The organism is Alcanivorax sp. DG881, assembly GCF_000155615.1.
In the GTDB taxonomy this organism is placed as follows: domain Bacteria; phylum Pseudomonadota; class Gammaproteobacteria; order Pseudomonadales; family Alcanivoracaceae; genus Alcanivorax.
Genome location: NZ_DS989915.1, coordinates 2,483,016 through 2,499,748 on the forward strand (window position 1 = coordinate 2,483,016; position 16,733 = coordinate 2,499,748).

General features: G+C 55.7%; 15 protein-coding genes and 1 pseudogene. 6 read left to right on the forward strand and 10 right to left on the reverse strand.

Annotated features, from left to right (window positions below):
- Nucleotides 1–166: 166 nt before the first annotated feature.
- Both ADG881_RS11275 and mmsB read left to right on the forward strand, forming a co-directional pair.
- Nucleotides 167–1,318 carry an acyl-CoA dehydrogenase family protein gene (locus tag ADG881_RS11275; protein WP_007151036.1) on the forward strand — a complete coding sequence of 384 codons (1,152 nt, stop codon included), beginning with the start codon at nt 167–169 and terminating at the stop codon, nt 1,316–1,318.
- 79 nt (nt 1,319–1,397) lie between these two features.
- Complete coding sequence (gene mmsB / locus ADG881_RS11280; protein WP_007150911.1) at nt 1,398–2,306, forward strand: 3-hydroxyisobutyrate dehydrogenase; 909 nt, start codon at nt 1,398–1,400, stop codon at nt 2,304–2,306.
- A 107-nt stretch (nt 2,307–2,413) separates the two neighbouring features.
- Here mmsB and thpD read toward each other — a convergent pair whose 3' ends face one another.
- From thpD to ADG881_RS11295, 3 genes are all read right to left on the reverse strand, one after another.
- The gene (thpD, locus tag ADG881_RS11285; RefSeq protein WP_007151254.1) at nt 2,414–3,346 is read right to left on the reverse strand and encodes an ectoine hydroxylase; all 933 of its coding nucleotides are present in this window, start codon (nt 3,344–3,346) and stop codon (nt 2,414–2,416) included.
- Nucleotides 3,347–3,674: 328 nt separating this feature from the next.
- Complete coding sequence (locus ADG881_RS11290) at nt 3,675–4,130, reverse strand: SRPBCC family protein (RefSeq protein ID WP_039926649.1); 456 nt, start codon at nt 4,128–4,130, stop codon at nt 3,675–3,677.
- 382 nt (nt 4,131–4,512) lie between these two features.
- Nucleotides 4,513–5,181, reverse strand: coding sequence for a DUF899 domain-containing protein (locus ADG881_RS11295; RefSeq protein ID WP_039926650.1), 669 nt, complete (start codon nt 5,179–5,181; stop codon nt 4,513–4,515).
- A gap of 264 nt (nt 5,182–5,445) precedes the next feature.
- Here ADG881_RS11295 and rlmF point away from each other — a divergent pair, with 264 nt between their 5' ends.
- Nucleotides 5,446–6,384: a 23S rRNA (adenine(1618)-N(6))-methyltransferase RlmF gene (rlmF, locus tag ADG881_RS11300; protein WP_007150898.1), complete on the forward strand. Its 939-nt coding sequence runs from the start codon at nt 5,446–5,448 to the stop codon at nt 6,382–6,384.
- A gap of 90 nt (nt 6,385–6,474) precedes the next feature.
- Here the strand turns inward: rlmF and ADG881_RS11305 are convergent, their stop codons facing one another.
- The 7 genes and pseudogenes from ADG881_RS11305 to ADG881_RS11325 form a co-directional block, all read right to left on the reverse strand.
- The gene (locus ADG881_RS11305; RefSeq protein WP_039926652.1) at nt 6,475–7,359 is read right to left on the reverse strand and encodes a hypothetical protein; all 885 of its coding nucleotides are present in this window, start codon (nt 7,357–7,359) and stop codon (nt 6,475–6,477) included.
- Nucleotides 7,360–7,457: 98 nt separating this feature from the next.
- Nucleotides 7,458–7,772 (reverse strand): annotated as a pseudogene (locus ADG881_RS17885) (DUF4145 domain-containing protein); the annotation flags it as partial.
- A 464-nt stretch (nt 7,773–8,236) separates the two neighbouring features.
- Complete coding sequence (locus ADG881_RS17890) at nt 8,237–8,770, reverse strand: GNAT family N-acetyltransferase (protein ID WP_083787480.1); 534 nt, start codon at nt 8,768–8,770, stop codon at nt 8,237–8,239.
- Between the two features lie 452 nt (nt 8,771–9,222).
- Complete coding sequence (locus ADG881_RS11310; protein WP_007149738.1) at nt 9,223–9,492, reverse strand: YdeI/OmpD-associated family protein; 270 nt, start codon at nt 9,490–9,492, stop codon at nt 9,223–9,225.
- Nucleotides 9,493–9,564: 72 nt separating this feature from the next.
- The gene (locus tag ADG881_RS11315; protein ID WP_007151240.1) at nt 9,565–10,494 is read right to left on the reverse strand and encodes an SDR family oxidoreductase; all 930 of its coding nucleotides are present in this window, start codon (nt 10,492–10,494) and stop codon (nt 9,565–9,567) included.
- A 63-nt stretch (nt 10,495–10,557) separates the two neighbouring features.
- On the reverse strand, nt 10,558–11,973 hold the full coding sequence (locus tag ADG881_RS11320) for an amidase (RefSeq protein WP_007150656.1): 1,416 nt from the start codon (nt 11,971–11,973) through the stop codon (nt 10,558–10,560).
- 98 nt (nt 11,974–12,071) lie between these two features.
- Nucleotides 12,072–12,902, reverse strand: coding sequence for an HAD family hydrolase (locus tag ADG881_RS11325; RefSeq protein ID WP_007151379.1), 831 nt, complete (start codon nt 12,900–12,902; stop codon nt 12,072–12,074).
- A 386-nt stretch (nt 12,903–13,288) separates the two neighbouring features.
- Between ADG881_RS11325 and ADG881_RS11330 the strand changes: the two genes are divergently transcribed.
- From ADG881_RS11330 to ADG881_RS11340, 3 genes are read left to right on the forward strand one after another with little or no spacing between them, the layout of a single operon-like run.
- Nucleotides 13,289–14,350: a DcaP family trimeric outer membrane transporter gene (locus tag ADG881_RS11330; protein WP_007149681.1), complete on the forward strand. Its 1,062-nt coding sequence runs from the start codon at nt 13,289–13,291 to the stop codon at nt 14,348–14,350.
- A gap of 35 nt (nt 14,351–14,385) precedes the next feature.
- Nucleotides 14,386–15,444, forward strand: a complete 1,059-nt coding sequence (gene glsA, locus ADG881_RS11335; RefSeq protein WP_007149637.1) for a glutaminase A — start codon at nt 14,386–14,388, stop codon at nt 15,442–15,444.
- Nucleotides 15,444–16,622 (forward strand): YdiY family protein, encoded by a 1,179-nt coding sequence (locus ADG881_RS11340; RefSeq protein WP_007150671.1) that lies wholly within the window; start codon nt 15,444–15,446, stop codon nt 16,620–16,622. The genes glsA and ADG881_RS11340 overlap by 1 nt, the downstream gene beginning before the upstream one ends.
- The last annotated feature ends 111 nt before the right edge of the window (nt 16,623–16,733 follow it).

Genomic DNA, 16,733 nt, shown 5'->3' on the forward strand with positions numbered 1-16,733 from the left:
CGCACTGCAAAAAGACGAATTTCCGTAGGAGCGTAGCAACGCCCGCAGGGCGGCCCCAAAGGGGGGCGCAGCGAAAAACGCGTTGGTGGCGCGATAGCCAACGCTGAAATCGCGCCGCCAGCGACGCTCCTACGGCGAAAATTGACGGTCTTGAAAGGATCAATGCGTGGACTTTTCTTTTACTGAAGAACAGCAGGCATTCCGGGAAACGGCACGGCAGTTTTCTGAAAAAGCGCTGGCGCCTTTCGCCGCAGAATGGGATGCCAAAAGCCTCTTCCCAAAAGACGCCATTCACGAAGCCGGGGCGTTGGGCTTCTGCTCCCTGTACTGCGATGAAGAACATGGCGGCATGGGATTGAGTCGGCTGGATGCGGCGTTGATCTTTGAACAGCTCTCCCAGGGCTGCACCTCTACCACCGCCTTCATCACCATCCACAATATGGCCACCTGGATGCTCACCCGTTTCGGTAACGACACCACCCGAGCCCGTTGGGCCGACGTGTTAATGAGCGGTGAAAAGCTGGCGTCCTATTGCCTTACCGAACCGGGTGCCGGTTCCGATGCCGCATCGTTAAGCACCACCGCAAAAAAAGACGGCGATGATTATGTGCTGAATGGCGCCAAGGCGTTTATTTCCGGCGCGGGCGATACCGATATGTTGGTGTTGATGGCACGTACCGGCGGATCTGGTGCAGGGGGCATTTCCTGCTTTGCCGTGCCGGCGGATACGCCGGGCATTAGCTATGGCCGTAACGAAATGAAGATGGGCTGGAAAAGCCAGCCTACCCGGGCGGTGATTCTGGAAGACGCCCGCATTCCTGCGGACTGCCTGATCGGTGAAGAAGGGCAGGGCTTCCGTATCGCCATGGCCGGCCTGGATGGCGGGCGTATCAATATCGCCAGCTGCTCTCTGGGGGCGGCCCAGGCCGCGTTGCATCAGGCGCAGCAATACGTGCAGGAACGCAAACAGTTTGGGCAGGCCATTGGCGATTTTCAGACCGTGCAATTTACGCTGGCCGACATGGCCACGGAATTAGTGGCGGCGCAGCAAATGGTCCGTCTGGCGGCCTGGAAACTGGATCAGAATCACAGCGATAAAAGCATGTTGTGCGCCATGGCAAAACGCCTGGCAACGGACTTGTGTTTCAACGTCTGCAACCAGGCGCTGCAACTGCATGGTGGCTACGGCTATATCAGTGAGTATCCGCTGGAGCGTTATGTACGCGATGCGCGGGTGCACCAGATTCTGGAAGGCACCAATGAAATCATGCGTGTGATCATCGCGCGCAATGTGCTGAAAGATTTATCTTTTTTATAAGAGACGCAACAAGCAACATGCTGGCACGCGTGCATCCATGGTGCCTGAAGCGTGGTGCGATAATGACAAGGAGTGCGCTATGAAAATCGGATTCTTCGGTGTCGGTCATATGGGTGGGCCCATGGCCGCCAATCTGGTCAAGGCCGGCCATGAGGTGGTGGCGTTTGACCTGATGCCCGCCTTGCTGGAAACCGTCGTTCAGGAAGGCGCCAGGGCGGCGAGTAGTGCGGTTGATGCTGTCGCCGGCGTTGACGTGGTTGTTAGCATGCTGCCGTCAGCGGGTGCGGTTCGTGGTCTGTACCTGGGCGGCCAAGATAAGGTGGACGGGGGTGTGCTGTCGCACATTGATAAAAGCGCCCTGATTATCGACTGCTCCACCATCGATGCGGATACCGCCCGTGACGTGGCCGCCATTGCCCAGGAGCAGGGCAGGGTAATGATCGATGCGCCGGTCTCCGGCGGCGTTGGCGGGGCCAAGGCTGGCACGCTCACCTTTATCTGTGGTGGCCCGGAAGATGCCATCGATCGTGCCCGTCCAGTGTTGGAATGCATGGGCGCTCAGGTGTTTCGTGCCGGGGACAACGGTGCCGGCCAACTGGCAAAAATCTGCAACAACATGCTGCTGGCCATCCACATGATTGGCACCGCCGAAGCCCTGCAAATGGGCGCCGACCACGGCCTGGACCCCGCCGTTCTTTCTGACATCATGAAAGCCAGCTCCGGCGACAACTGGTCACTGGACAAGTACAACCCCTGGCCGGGTGTGATGGAAAACGTACCGTCATCCAAAGACTATGAAGGCGGCTTTGCGGTGAAGTTGATGAACAAGGATCTGGGGCTGGCGCTGCAGGCAGGTCTCAGTACCCAGTCCGCTACGCCCATGGGGAATCTGGCGAAGTCCCTCTATGCCGCTCACGGCAACCACGGGTACGCAGAGAAAGATTTCTCCAGTATTCAGCGGTTTTTTCGCCACAAAGAAAGCAAATAAAGCAATTGATAATGAATAATTAATAGTTAATAACGAAAGCAAAAAGGCCGCGCCATAGACTGTGGACGCGGCCTTTTGTTTTCAGTTGCCGAAGGTTTTGTCGCGAATTAATTATCTTCCGCTTGCCAAAGCCTATCCGGTTCATGGCCGAGAAACCGTGGCCGACGTTTGTTCGCCGCGTAGGGTTCACCACAGGCGTTGTCCCGGCGATTAAAAACAAAGAACACATTGCTGCGTGGGTCCGGTGACATATTGGCGTTGGAGCCGTGCAGGGTGTTGCAGTCAAATAGCAGCAGGCTGCCCGCCGGGCCGGTGGGGGCCTCGATGCCGTAGCGGTCTATCATTTTCGTCAGCGTGTGTTCTGAAGGCACACCGATCTGTTGGGTCTTCAGTGACTGCTTGTGATGTTCCTCCGGTGTTGGGCCCACACAGGGGATAAAGTGTTTGTGGGAGTCGGGGATCAGCATCAGGGGGCCGTTGAACAGGTGATTGTCCGTCAGAATGATGGAGGCGCTTACCGCATGCATGGCCGGCATGCCGTCTTCAGCATGCCAGGTTTCAAAATCTGAGTGCCAGTTGAATCCCTTGCCCTTGAATCCAGGCTTGTAGTTGATACGCGACTGGTGCACATAGTGGCCACCGCCGAGAATCTGCTCTACACGTTGAGTCAGGCGCGGATCGCGGGCCAGGTGCTGGAATGCCCGGTGCAGAAAGTGCACGGCAAACACAGACCGGATCTCCTGGCTGTCCGGCTCGGTGATCGTGAAAGGCTGGCCTCGGTAGTCATCCCGGTTGAGCAGCTCGCTCATTGCCTTGGTCAGCGTGGCTACCTCATCAGCCGGCAGAAAGCCGGGCTCGAACAGAAAGCCGTTTTCCTCAAAGCGATCAAGTTGCTGTTCAGTCAACGGGCCGGGCAGATGGCGGCCTTTTACCGTGTGCTCCCGGCGCTCGCGCCAGGGTTGTTCCGGGTGCTGGTGCAGCCGGGTGGGGTAGGGGTCGGCCGAAATCGGGGCCGGGCAAGTCAGGTTCTGCGCTGACATCAAATCACCTCCGTAATCTGGTGCAGAAATCAGAAACAGCCTTGCGATGAGGCTTCCTGGTTGTCTCCGTGGGTAACACATCCCCGCACGGCCGGGGCAGAAAAAGGCGCCACACAGGGCGGAGGCAGGGAGCCTGCCTGTGCGCACGCCCCGGCTAAAGCAGGGCCGGGTGCGTGAGACTAAGGGCTATAACGAGAGTTTCAACCCCGCGAGGGGCTGGATGCTTGTGAAAAGGGATGCCTGAAGCCGTGCAGTATGCACAAAGACGCCAGCCCCTCGCGCTTGCGCAATGGGGTGCCGGTGACGGGATTGTTCTTTCTGAGGAGAATTACCCCTCAGGGATGTCGGGCTCCACCAGTCTGGTCAGTTGCGCCAGTGATTCCTGCCAACCCAGGTAGCACATGGCTTCCGGAATCACCGCAGGGATATCTTCCTGGGTAATGCGAAGCTCCGTGCCGCAGGGTGCTTGGTCGAGGGTAATGGTTACCCGCATTTCCCCGGGCAGTTCGTCGCTGTCAAAACGGTCCGTGTGGCACAGGCGCTTGCCGGGTTCCAGCTCCAGGTATTTCACCGTGAAGGAATGTGATTCACCGGTACTGAAATTGGTGAACGACATCCGATATCCACCCCCAACGCTGGCGTCTATTTCATGCACGGTTCCCGTGAAGCCGTAGGGCGGCAGCCAGTATTCCAGTGCCTGTTTGTCAATGAATGCCTTGTACACCCGATCAGTGGGTGCCCGCAGTACTCGATGTAATGTGACGGTCCCCGTTGCTTCTGCCATGTCGGTCTCCTTAATCGTATTAACGGACGTGTTGTTACTGACCAGTCGAACTGGCATGGCGAAAATCGACAAGGTAGCCTGAAAAAATGTAAGTGAGTATCGGGGCAATAAAAACCGGAGTGACGCCTTTGGGCCTCGCAGTGCCATTGGAAAAACGTGAGCACCGGGAGCAGAGCGCGATGAGCGTCTTGTGTAGGTCGTATTAGGCGAAGCCGTAATCCGACATTACTGTAATGGGGCATATAGGCGAGCCTGAACGTTCAGGAAAGAATCTGGAGGAATGGAGTAAAGCACTGGGGTCAAGTCTCGAGCCGTGTGCAAGTGATCATGCGTACGCACGGGGCAAGACCTGACTCCAAGGTTCCCTCAAGCGTGCTTGTGACTAGTAGTCATCGTGCATGCGCCACCATCGATAGGGTGCGCTTTGTGGCCAGCCAGCGGGCGAGTCTTCCCACTGTTCCTGGCGACCGTACGGAGTGATATCCAACAGACGGAAATGGGTATCGAACAGCTCGCCACCACGATTGCTACTGAAGTAGGTGCGGTAGACCTGGTTGTCGTCGTCGCGGATAAACACGTTGATCGCAAACCCCTTGCCGGCGCCGAACGCATCCGCGAAATGCCGCTGGTGATCGGTATACCAGGGCGCTTGCCAGTGCATACGCTTTTGCAGGGCCAGAATCTCCTGTTGCGGCGCCGGTGAGGTGAACACGAACGTCGTATCCCTGGCGTTAACGTGGGCAAGATTATGGCCAATGTTGTCCATCACCATGGAACACCCCTCGCAGGGAGTGGCACCAGGCTCCAGCATGGCGCAATAGACAATCAATTGCCGACGCCCCGCAAACAGATCCTCCAGCCCTACCTCTCCTTGCGGTCCCGTGAAGGTGTAGTTCTCTTCCACGGGCACCATCGGTAACCGGCGGCGTTCGGCAGCCAGTTCATCCTGCATTCGGGTTAATGTCTTCTCCCTGGCAAGCAGGGCCTGTAGAGAGGTTTTCCACTCCTTTTGGGAGGTGATTTTCGGCAGCGCAGTTTTATCCGAGGTCATGAGCATGGCTCCTTTTTTCAGGGTGATTGACGTCATGATCGAATGGGCCTGGCTGATTTCGACACGGCTGTGACTCTGTCAGTGTATGCCGTTGGGGTTGTCAGTCAAAAGATGGAAGCTCTGGGGAAGGCGGAAGCATTGGGGGCAAAATCTGAATCCAAGGTTCCCTGACTGTCGATTATGCCCGAGACACATAAAACACTATAATCACTGGCTAATTTGCATCTACTCTAATTGTTAACTCTCCGCCTCAGGCCTGTAATTGTGAGCACCCGCCAGCGAAGCAAGAAAAGCCAGTCCAAACCGGTTCGCAAAGGCCTGCACCCGAGAAACCTGCATAACCAGGGCTATGATTTTCCTGCTCTGGTAACTAGCTACCCGGCGTTGGCCTCCCATGTGAAGCCGAATCCTTACGGCGACCTTTCCATCGATTTCTCAAACCCGTTGGCAGTCAAGACGCTCAACGCCGCCTTGCTAAACCGACACTACAACATTGCCGGTTGGGATATTCCGGACGGTGCACTTTGCCCTCCCATTCCAGGCAGGGCGGACTATATCCATTACATTGCCGATCTGGTTGGGCCTGAAAATCCCGACATCAAGCTGCTTGATATCGGCACTGGCGCAAACGGCATCTACCCGCTACTGGCCTGCCGGATTTACGGCTGGCAATGCGTCGGCAGTGACATTAACGCTCAGTCGCTTGCAAATGTGGCGGCGATTATCGCCAGCAATCCTGAGCTTAAAGACCGTTTTACGCTGCGCACGCAAAACGACAAGAACCACATTTTTGAAGGCATCATTCAGTCGGATGAGTGTTTCGATGTCAGCGTATGCAACCCGCCTTTCCATGCTTCGCAGGATGAGGCACTGAAAAGTAGCCAAATGAAAGCCTCGAACCTTGCGCGCAATCGCGGTGAGGAAAAGGCGACAACAAAGGCGCCGAATCTTAATTTTGGTGGTCAGGGCGCTGAGCTCTGGTGCAAGGGCGGCGAGCTGTTGTTTCTCAAGAAAATGGTAAGAGAAAGCCAGGTGTATTCCTCCCAATGCCGCTGGTTTACCAGCCTGGTTTCAAAAGCCGACAATGTCCGGCCGTTAAAGAAATTGATGCTGAAAGTCGGCGCCGTTGATATACGGGAAATAGAGATGAAGCAGGGGAACAAGGTTGCCCGAGTGCTGGCCTGGACATTTTCCGGTAGATGAACCGGAAATAGGGGTGTTGGGGGTCAAGTATTGCCTTTTGCTACTTGGGACACGGGGAAAGATCTGACCCTCGTTACTAATTTTTTTTTCTTATAATTGTATTTGTCCCTGATGCGGTGGGCGTATTACCTCGTAAACTTTTTCAATATCGTAGTGGCAATGCACTACTTCTTGGTCGTAACCATAAGATATTTCTTCGTAAAGCAATACTCGGAGTGCGTCACCCGGACGGACATCAATGGCGCGTTTTTGAAAGTCATAGAGCCATCCCGTGTGTGAGATCTTGGCATCGATCGAGTGCCCAGCGTACTGGAAAGACCACATCGATTTCCCGAGGTAATCCGGCTTTTTAACTTTAACCACCTGTCTCGAAGAGTGCTTTACCACTTCTTTCGTAAGCACGTCCCGTACAATATCGCCAGATATTTCTAAATCTCGGTTAAATGAAATTTTCTGACCATCGTATTCATAGGCGGCAGAATCATTGTTCTCAAGGTGCCCGAGACTATCTTGAATGGAGCGGACGCCTGACAAGAGGACATCGGCGCGAGGCGCGCCGTAGGCAGGCAGCTGTTTAATATTTGTATCTTCCGCAATCTTAGCGATCTCTTCTTCGAGATCTCTGACGTTTTCTCTGGTTACGGTATCATCTTGATCATTTAGCCAATGTAAAATTGCGTACTTTGCGCGAAGAAGGAAATGCCCTAAAACCTTTTTCCACTCACCATCTTTAAGCGCTTCATCAGGTACACCTGCGATCAAATCACGGAATCGTGCCTTTAGCGACCCTGTCTCAACTTCGTCCAGAACCAAGGAAGTATTCAGGGCTACATCAAATGAACTAAGAAGGTGCTCATCAAGAAATTCAAACGCTTTTATGAGATCGGACATCGTCCGAAAAACTCTAGTGGGATCACCGCTACCGCGTTCAAAGTCGATGGTAACTTCAAACGCACTTTCTTTATTGGTATCCATTCCTCTCCCTCAGTAATACCTTTTAACGCCTGCAGAATCCGAGCCCATGAAATGGAGACGAAGGCGCAATGTAATGGGTGTCGCTGTACCTACCCTGGTTAGGGATTTGTCCCATTTAAGTCCTCAATCTTTTCGTGTAGCTCTTCGATTCTTGCTGGTAGAACGAAAAAGTATTCGATCAATTCCTCTGCCAAATCCAGCATCAATTGAGAGACCTCCTGTGTCGGCTCGGCTTCCAAATCGAAATGCGCACCCAGGTTGCCTCCCTTGCGGATAGCATCTGCAATCTTCAGTATCGGTTCCGAAAGATCCTTCGTTTCGGGAAGCTTTGCTACTTGCTTGGCTAGCGGAAGAGACTGGTATTCCGGTGGAAGTAAGGATTTGGTTGCACCCTCTAGAAGCCTGCGAGTTAGTACAGCGGTCGCTCCTCACTCTTGAGTATTGAATACATTTATCGCTGAGACATAAGCTCGCTTAAGTGGATCATCCAAGCCCTCTCCATCCACAATTTCAGGGAGAGCCTCTCTTCCCGGTGGTTTGGCATGTATGTAAAGCTGTTCTTCACTGGCAAGGATTCCCGCTTCCCCTTTATGATTTAGCAAGAAAAACATGGCGGGTGTTTGGCATGCTGGACATCGAACTACCGCTATTCTTGTGTTCTGTGGCGCAGGACTCCATCTCACTGTCGCGAATGAGACTAGACGCCCGCACTCTGGACACTGAGAGTCGATTGACGACGGCAGAAAAAAGGAAGATTCCTTTTTCCATCTCGGGATTTGATCATTCGACAGTCGATACATAGATTGCCTTAACGCCGCCATAAGCGGCCGAGTGAAACGAGGTCTGGCGCACAAAGTGCGCGAACTTAATGGCTTGGTTATGCAGCATTGCGGAGTACCCTGACCATTGGCTGTGTCCTTAGTGCTGCCCCTTTCCTCAGTTCTTCAGCCTCTCCCGACGGTACAAAGCCCGCGGAGCAATACAAGCTAACAGCCGCGTCGTTGACTGTAGTGACAGATAGAGCCAGCGATTCACAGCCTCTAGCTTCAGCCCAAGCAGTAATACGATCAAGGAACGACTTAGCGATACCTTTTCCTCTTGCCTCCGGCGACACCCACATTTGATAGACATGGGCTACATTTGACTCTGGTTCATGTATCAAGCCCCATGAGAGGCCGACTGGAATTCCATCACATTCCGCGACCAAGGGCAGAGCATTCTTTGCGCGTTCAGTTGTCTCTAAACGAGATTGCCATTCAGAATCTGGGAATAAAGCCTCGCGCTCATACGTAGACCCGAATGAATCAGGAGAATCTGCCAACGATGCCAGTCGGGTCAACTTGTAAGTCGCCCAATCTTCGGGGCACAGTGTTCCGATTCTAAATTCACTCATACCATAGTCTTTCTGCATAACAGTTTATTAATTAGAAATTTCCGTATAACCCTATTCCTTATAACTCTGAAACCTTCCCCTAGCGCCCTATCAAAAAATCCTTCAAGAGCAATGCAATAGCTGACAATGCTAAATGCCTCGCATGGAGTTCAAAGGAGCCTTTCTTTGAACTCCTGAGCAGGTGTTCCAGACACAATGCAAACAAAGTGCTTGATAATAATGGGCTTGTAAAGTCAGGCGTGGTCGAGCACCAGCCTTTCCTCTGAAAACAAAAAAGCCCGCACGCAGCGGGCTTTATGTTGGTAAATCGTCACTATTCAGGCAGCTTGCGGCTTCTCGTGCATCCGGTTGGCCCGTCGGAAGGTGCCGAGATCATTGAACCGCACCCCATTCTCCTTCAACACCCCATGAGCTCGCTTGGCGGTCATCTGCCGTACGTGGAAGGGGTCGCGGATCACAAGCGGGGGTTTTTACGCCTTGCCGGTGCGTTCACGGTGGGGGCAGCCCGGCCAGCAACAGGGGCGGCGTTTGCCGGCGGTGAGATTTTCCTGGGCACGGGTAATGCGACCCCGTCGGGTGTCGGCTTTCTTGGCGTCTTCTATCCAGCAGATCCACTCGTTGCGCGCCAGTGGGGTGATGTCCTCCCACTGGGTGAGCATGGCTGGATCGGTTTGCAGGGTTTGCCGCAAGTCGTCGGGCAAGGCGTGGACGACGCCACCGCTGATGGTGCTGTTTTTCATGATGGCCTCCTCCCTGTTGCCGCCACGGTTACCCGGTTTGCTGGTTGTGGTTGGTTCTACGTCTACATATTTTCAGACGTTGGCATAATTGTGCAGATGATGCTCTGAAAAATCCCACAGTTTTTTTGCGACGTCTGTATTGCCCGCTTCTGCTGAAGGCCGTGCGGCCCGGCAATGGGAAAAATAGCCGCCAGCGATGTCTTCAGCATTGTCATGGGTGGCACACAGGACGCTGGTGGCGGCGCCTTGATGCGGTGTTTTGGTGAGGGGGCTGACCAGTGTGAAGAGTGCCTGGGTCAGCCAGGATTCACGGCCGAATCCGGTGGTGACCAGCGCGCCGGGGTGTACGGCGCAGGCGGTGAGGCCCTGGCTGCCATAGCGCTGCTGGAGTTCCAGTGACATCAGTGCGTTGCACAGCTTGGCCTGGCCATAGGCATTGAAGGCGGTTATGCGGTTCTGTTTTTTGGCCACAAGCAGGTTGTCGAAGTTCAGCCGCAACGGGTACCGGTGTGATTCGCTGGAGACCATGACGATACGAGGGGCTGGCGCCTTGAGGATGGTGTCGAGCAACCCTTTGGTCAGCATGAAATGGCCCAGGTGGCAGACGGCCACGGTTCGCTCGATTCCCTGATCGGTTAGCAGGTATTTGGTCGACATGGAGCCGGCATTGCAGATGAGTATGTCCAGATGAGGAATGTGCTCACGTTGGGCAATATCCTCCAGACAGGCTTGGATGCTGGCTGGATCAGCAAGGTCCAGAGAGACCAGTTCAACCTGGGCATCGGGGTGGTCGCGGCGAATGCTGGAAATGGCATCTTCGCCAAGGGTTGGATTTCGGCAGGCCAGGATAACAAGCGCCCCGGCTGCAGCCAGAGAGCGGGCGGTTTCATAGCCAATGCCGCCATTGGCGCCGGTCACCATGGCGATTTTCCCTGACAGGTTCTTTCCTTCCAGCACTTGGTCGGCAGTGCTGTTGCGATTGAATGTGGATGACAGCGTCATGATGATCCTTTCCCCTATTCTGTTGGCCGGTGTGTGTGCAAGGCGTGTCTGGTTGCTTGTGTATCAGCGTTGATCAAGCCGGATGAACGGCTGTACCTGCTCCAGTTCAAAGGCCAGCTCCAGCAAAGTGCGTTCCTCGCCGTGGCGGCCGTTGAGCTGGACGCCGATGGGCAGGCCGTTGTCGGCCTGGCCCAGCGGCAGGGACAGGCCCGGGCTGCCGGAGGCGTTGTTGGCCGGGGTGAAGGTGGTGTAGCGCAGCAGGCGTTCCAGCTGGGTGTCGAAGTCCACATCGGCGCCCAGATAGCCCAGTTCCGGCGTGGTGTGGGCGAGCACCGGGGTGAGCACCACGTCGTACTGGTTAAATACTTCTGCGTAGCGGGCCTGGCTCTGGCGAAGCTGGCGCAGCATGCCGGGGGTTTTCAGGAAGCGTTGACGGTAATAGCCGGCCAGGCCCTGTGAAAGCGGGTCCAGTTGCTGGCCATCGAATCCCTGGGGGAAAAGAGCGCGGCCGAATTTACTGACGAAGAACGCGAGCATGGCCCAGTAAAGCAGGAAGTCGTCCACAAACCGTTGGGGCAGGTCGATGTGGGCCACGTCCACATGGTGGCCCAGAGCGGACAGCTGTTTGGCGGTGGCTTCCACGGCGGCACGGGTTTGCGGGCAAGTGGGGTCGCCGGCGATGGAGTCCACCATCAGGCCGATGCGTAGCCGCTGTTTGCTGGGGCCGGTGACGTGCCCGATAGCGGGTAGCTTGCTGTTGCGATAGTACTTTTCGGCTTCAGCGAAGAAGTTGGCGGTGTCGCGCATGGTGCGGGTGAGCACGCCATCGCTGATGATATTGACCGGCAAGGCTTTGGCGGCTTCCTGGGTGACAAGGCGCCCACGGGTACTTTTCAGGCCCACAAGGCCGCAGACCGCTGCGGGGATGCGAATGGAGCCGCCGCCGTCGTTGCCGTGGGCAATGGGCACGGCGCCTGCGGCCACCAGTGCGGCGCTGCCGCCGGAGGAGCCGCCGGCGGAGTGGTTCAGGTGCCAGGGGTTGCGGGTGGCCGGGGCGTGAGCCATCTCGGTGGAGGCGGTAAAGCCGAAGGCGGGCAGGGTGGTCTTGCCTAGCAAGTTAAAACCCTGAGCCAGATACTGCTTCGCCAGTACGCTGGTTTTCTTCATGGGCTTGCCGCCCACGGCGGCACTGCCGTGGCCGGTGGGTAGGCCGCGCAGGTCGATATTGTCCTTGATCAAGCTGGGAACGCCGGCAAAAAAGCCCTCAAAATGCTTGTTGTTTGCCCGTTCTCGCGCTTCTGCATAGGTGTCCAGCACCAGCCCGTTGAGGGTGGGATTGACCCGCTGCAAGCGGGCGATGGCGGCCTCGGTGGCGTCGGTTGTGCTGATGTCGCCGCGCTGCAGGCGTTCTGCCAGGGCGGTGGCATCATCGGTGCCCAGGGCGTCATCGGTAAAGGCGTGAAGCGTGTGCTGTGTCATGGTCTCTCACGGGCAGGTTGTTATTTTGCACGAATGTACCAACTTGGCGCGAGCCAGGCAGGGGCGGATCGGGCCAATCGGGTTGGCGGCAGAGGTTTTCAGGGGCGGGCCCGTTCCACGCGCTTGTGCTGGGCGAGCAAGTGGCGGGCCAGGGTGGTCAGTTCGGCAATGCTGCCGACCACGGCATCCGGGCGGTGGGGGTGTTTGACCGTGTGCGGAAAAATCTTGTCCAGCCAGGCCTGATCCCAGCCCGCGCCATTGTAGAAAATGGAGGTGACGCCGGCTTCCTTGGCGGCAATCACGTCGGTGGTGCTGTCGCCCACGTACCAGCAGCTTTCGGCGGGAGGCCTGTTGAGCATCTCCATGGCCTTCAACAGCATCTGTGGTGAGGGTTTGCGTTTTTCCACATCGCTGCCGCATACCACGACATCGAACAGGTCTTCCCAGCCGGTGCCGTCTACCAGCGCCAGTTCATGCTCCAGAAATTCCCGTTTACGGTTGGAGATCAGCCCGGTTTTTACGCCCAGCTCACGCAGGTGTTCCAGTTGCGGTCGAATGTCCGGTTCCAGTGGATGCACCTCGGCCACGTATTTTCGGTAGGCCTGGTCAAACGCCTGGTGGGCGCGCCCTTTGGCATCCTGATCACTGCCGAACAGCACTTCGAAAATATCGGTGCGGGAAATCTTCCGTTGAGACACGATTTTCGGGTGCAGCCGATGGTGATCTTTCACATAAATCAGCAGCTTGGCGTCTTCAATGGTTTTGGATTCATCCGGGTCCAGCAGCCGGTCCCACAGGTCGAGATTTTCTAGTTGGGGAAGGATGTCATCCACGGCGTGATACATGGCGTCATGGGTATCCACCAAGGTGGCATGCCAGTCGATCAGGATGACATCGGGGCGCGCATGGGGCAGTTGAAGGATGCTCATTATGAGGTTGCCCGTGGGTTGTGAGTAGTGGGTTATATCCTGGTCACATTGGCGTGTCGCCATGCCGTTAAGCTTAACCACCAGTATAGACAACCGCGTGTGTTTTTTAAGGCTCTGTAAGACGTGTCACCATTTTGAAAAGCTTTGGGTGGGACTATCGTGACACTCTGTAAAATTTGTGCTTCTATCGGAGGCGGATCACTGGTTTAACGTTGCAGCTCGGGGTGCTCAACAGTTCTGCCCGGGAATGGCGGCGATTAACAAAACAATGAACAGGGATGATGATCATGGGTACTCTCGCTTCCAGGCGCACCCTCGGTACAGCGCTGCTTCTTGCTCCTCTCACTTGCTTGGCGGATTCCTCTTTCGAAGTTTACGGCTTCGGGATGGTGGATTATGTACAGGCGTTTGATCGACCCAATCCGGATTGGGTGGGGGCGTTGCGCCCCAGCCGTATTCCCACCAACGCGTCCTCCGTTGGCAGTGACGGCCAGGCCACGTTGAGTGTTCGCCAGAGCCGTCTGGGTGTGAATGCCAGCACCATGGCCGGTGACAGTGAACTGACTACCAAATTCGAATTCGATATGTACGGCGTCGGCCCGGATGAGGGTCAGACGACGATTCGTTTGCGTCATGCCTACGGCGAGTGGAAATCCATTCTGGCCGGGCAAACTAACAGTGTCTTCATGGACGGGGATGTGTTCCCTAATGTGATCGACTATTGGGGCCCGTCCGGCATGGTGTTCCTGCGTAATCCGCAGATTCGCTGGACGCCGGTGCAGGGCGACCAGACCGTGGCAGTCGCGATTGAAACTCCGGGTAGCGGGGTAGATAACGGGCTGGATCCGAATACCACTGCGGGTGATAACGAATACCCTGATCTCACTGCGCACTTCCGCCAGGTTGGCGATTGGGGGCACTTCCAGGTAGCGGGTATCTTGCGCCAAGTGGGCTATGACACTCCCGGCGCTCCCGATGGGAGCCCGGACGACAGCGAGCTGGGGTGGGGCGTTAACCTGACCACGACGATCAATTTGCTGGAAAAAGACCGCCTGATTCTGGGTGTAGTTCATGGTGATGGTATTTCCAACTACATGAACGACGGTGGGGTCGATATGGCGCCGGATGGTAATGCCATTGATCCGGATTACCAGGTGGTGCCACTGACCGGCCTGATCAGTTATTACGAACATGCCTGGAATGACCGTTACAGTTCCGCTATTGGCTATAGCTCTACCGAAATCGACAACACGGATTTCCAGGGCCCGGATGCCTTCAATAAGGGCGAGTATGCCTCCACCAACTTGCTCTATACCCCTAATGACAAGGTAATGATGGGGGTGGAATACCTGTTTGGTAAGCGCACCGCCAATGACGGTGACAAGGGTTACGACCGCCGTGTCCAGTTCAGCGTCAAATACAGTTTTTCCAGTGGCAATCTGCTTTAAGTGGAAGCCGGAATCTCTCAGAGGGAGCATGAGTAATGCAATATTCACGTAAGTTCTTCAGCCTGTTTTTTGCCGGTATGCTGGCGGTGGCAAGCGCCAGCTGCTCGGCAGAAAACGAGGCGCCAGCGGCGTCTCCGGTGGACAGCAAGCTCACCGAAAAGAACATCAATGCCGAATTGAAAAAGGCCTACGACAAGTACAAGGGCCTGAAGGAAGGCGCCAACGCGGATTACATCCCGGCGCTGGACAAGGTGGATTCCAACATCTTCGGTATCGTGTTGGTGACGGTGGACGGCAAAGTCTACACCGTGGGTGATATCGAATCGGAAGTGTCCATTCAGTCCATCTCCAAGGTCTTCACCATGGCCAAGGTGACAGAGGAAAAAGGCATTGATGCCCTGCCCAAGAATGTGGGCGTAGACGCCACCGGCCAGGTATTCAATTCCATCTATGCCATCGAGCAGAACCAGGGCCATGAAATGAACCCGTTGGTGAATGCCGGTGCGATTACCACCACCAGCATGGTGCAGGGCAAGAGCTACAACGAAATCTGGAACAAGATTCTCGGTTATTACAGTGATTTTGCCGGTCGGGATTTGACCGTGCTGGAAGATATCTACAAGTCGGAAGCTGCCACCAACCAGCGTAACCAGGCGATTGCTCACCTGATGTATGCCTACGGCCATATAGAAGGCGACCCGCTGCAGGCCACCGACATTTATACCCGTCAATGCTCTGTGGGTGTCAACACGAAGGATCTGGGGATGATGGCAGCCACTCTGGCCAATGCAGGCACCAACCCGGTTACCGGTAAGTCGCTGGTCAACCCGGAAGACATGCCGGAAATTCTGGCGGTGATGGCGACGGCCGGGCTGTATGACGATGCGGGCAAGTGGTTGTACAAAACCGGTCTGCCTGCCAAGAGTGGTGTGGGCGGTGGTATTATTGCCGTTTCCCCGGGCAAGTTCGGCATCGCGGCTATTTCCCCGCCGCTGGATGCGGCCGGTAACAGCGTACGTGCCCAGAAAGCCATTGCTGATATCTCCGCAGCGCTGGGGGGCAACCCGTACGAAGCCGCACCTTATGGTAAGTAATGAAAAAAGTCGTTGTTAATGGCTGGCCGGTAATGGCCGGCCGACCTTTCTCGTCTGGCAGTGCTTCCTGCCAGACAACCAAACAGGCAGCCTTCTGGGCTGCCTGTTTGGTTGTCGGCACCTTTCCTGCCGTCGCCTTTGCAGCGGACCAAACCTTTGACACGGCCAGTACCCCGCCGGAGATCTGGCAACCGCCCAGCTTTGATGTGCAGCAATGGGACTGGATTCAGCTGGATACTGGTGAGTGGGTGAAGGGCCGTATAAAGGTCTTGCATGAAGAGTCGGTGGAAATCGACAGTGATCATTTCGATCTGATTTCGATTGACTGGGAAGACGTGGCCTATATCCGCACGGGGCGCGTCATGTCGGTGCTGCTGGATGGCGGTGAAGTGATCCTGGGGCGTTTAACCACGGAGCGGGGCAAACTGCTGGTGGGCGGTGAACCGGTTGAGTTTCCGCAGGTCGTGGGTATTGCCTCGGCTTCACCCAGAGAGTTTGATTTGTGGACCGCAGATGTTTCGGTGGGCCTGAATTTCCGCAGTGGTAACGTGGAACAGAAAGACCTGAACACCAAGGTTTCACTGAAACGCCGCACGGTAAAGAATAATACCAAGATGAGTTATACCGGTAACTATTCGGAATCGGAGTCCGAGCAGCTGGCCAATAACCACACGGCGAGCCTGAGTCATGATTATCGGATCAGCCATAAGTGGTTTTTCAGGCCGATTCAGGCGGAATATTACCGTGATCCGTTCCAGAACCGTGAAGCAGAATGGACGGTAGGTTTTGGTGCGGGGTACCAGATTTTTGATACGCCGAAGCTGGATTGGACGGTCTCGGCCGGTCCCGGCTATCAGCGTACCGAGTACGTGGACGTGGCGCCCGGCGAAGACCGTACCGTGTCTACGCCTGCATTGCTGTTGGGCACTTATTACGATCAGGATATTACCGACAATATCGATTTCCAGATTGATTACCAGGTGACCTTGACGGAAGAGGACGCGGGCCGTGCCAAGCATGACTTCTATATGGCGCTGGACGTGGATCTGACCAGCCGTCTGGACCTGAGGCTGGCGGGTACCTGGAAGCGGATTGAAAGCCCGCAACCAGACAGCGACGGCATTACCCCGGAAAAAGACGACTTTACCGCTACCCTGGGGCTTGCCCTGGAGATATAAGTGGTGAGGTGACGTGCGCGACGCCGAATGCCTGGCGTCTTCTCCGTTTATTCAAAACCGCAAAATAGAGAGAGTGTTGTCTGTGGCAGGCTGCCTGCAGCCAGGCTGGCT

Bases quoted from the DNA above. Each gene is read 5' to 3' on its own strand.
- mmsB (WP_007150911.1), top strand. From the start codon at position 1,398: ATGAAAATCGGATTCTTCGGTGTCGGTCATATGGGTGGGCCCATGGCC.
- thpD (WP_007151254.1), bottom strand. From the start codon at position 3,346: ATGTCAGCGCAGAACCTGACTTGCCCGGCCCCGATTTCGGCCGACCCC.
- ADG881_RS11290 (WP_039926649.1), bottom strand. From the start codon at position 4,130: ATGGCAGAAGCAACGGGGACCGTCACATTACATCGAGTACTGCGGGCA.
- ADG881_RS11295 (WP_039926650.1), bottom strand. From the start codon at position 5,181: ATGACCTCGGATAAAACTGCGCTGCCGAAAATCACCTCCCAAAAGGAG.
- ADG881_RS11305 (WP_039926652.1), bottom strand. From the start codon at position 7,359: ATGGATACCAATAAAGAAAGTGCGTTTGAAGTTACCATCGACTTTGAA.
- ADG881_RS17890 (WP_083787480.1), bottom strand. From the start codon at position 8,770: ATGCAGAAAGACTATGGTATGAGTGAATTTAGAATCGGAACACTGTGC.
- ADG881_RS11310 (WP_007149738.1), bottom strand. From the start codon at position 9,492: ATGAAAAACAGCACCATCAGCGGTGGCGTCGTCCACGCCTTGCCCGAC.
- ADG881_RS11315 (WP_007151240.1), bottom strand. From the start codon at position 10,494: ATGACGCTGTCATCCACATTCAATCGCAACAGCACTGCCGACCAAGTG.
- ADG881_RS11320 (WP_007150656.1), bottom strand. From the start codon at position 11,973: ATGACACAGCACACGCTTCACGCCTTTACCGATGACGCCCTGGGCACC.
- ADG881_RS11325 (WP_007151379.1), bottom strand. From the start codon at position 12,902: ATGAGCATCCTTCAACTGCCCCATGCGCGCCCCGATGTCATCCTGATC.
- ADG881_RS11330 (WP_007149681.1), top strand. From the start codon at position 13,289: ATGGTGGATTATGTACAGGCGTTTGATCGACCCAATCCGGATTGGGTG.
- glsA (WP_007149637.1), top strand. From the start codon at position 14,386: ATGCAATATTCACGTAAGTTCTTCAGCCTGTTTTTTGCCGGTATGCTG.
- ADG881_RS11340 (WP_007150671.1), top strand. From the start codon at position 15,444: ATGAAAAAAGTCGTTGTTAATGGCTGGCCGGTAATGGCCGGCCGACCT.